This window comes from Bacillus sp. SIMBA_074 (assembly GCF_046534555.1).
In the GTDB taxonomy this organism is placed as follows: domain Bacteria; phylum Bacillota; class Bacilli; order Bacillales; family Bacillaceae_G; genus Bacillus_A; species Bacillus_A mycoides.
Genome location: NZ_JAWRYM010000863.1, coordinates 1 through 254 on the forward strand (window position 1 = coordinate 1; position 254 = coordinate 254).

The following is a 254-nucleotide window of genomic DNA, read 5'->3' on the forward strand; positions in this document are numbered from 1 at the left end:
GATTTGCACATTTTCCGAAATCGACTCGATGCGCCTCAATAAAGCGGCCCCGTCGTGATCATTCATCGGTACGGCTTGCCCCAGCTCAGCATAGTAGGGCAGCATCTTCAGATGACAATCACCTGTTTTTGTACAATTCGCTTGCAGCACCATGCTGTCCCACGTTTTTGGTTCGACAGCGCGAGTGAAAATAAAATTACCCATACTGTAGGCAACCCATTTGCCGCGATACTGTTCAAAGCCTTGCAGGACGT

Annotated in this window: 1 pseudogene; it reads right to left on the bottom strand. The window is 49.2% G+C overall.

Annotation, left to right across the window (positions count from 1 at the left end):
• Positions 1–254 (bottom strand): annotated as a pseudogene (locus SB773_RS33205) (CapA family protein); the annotation flags it as partial.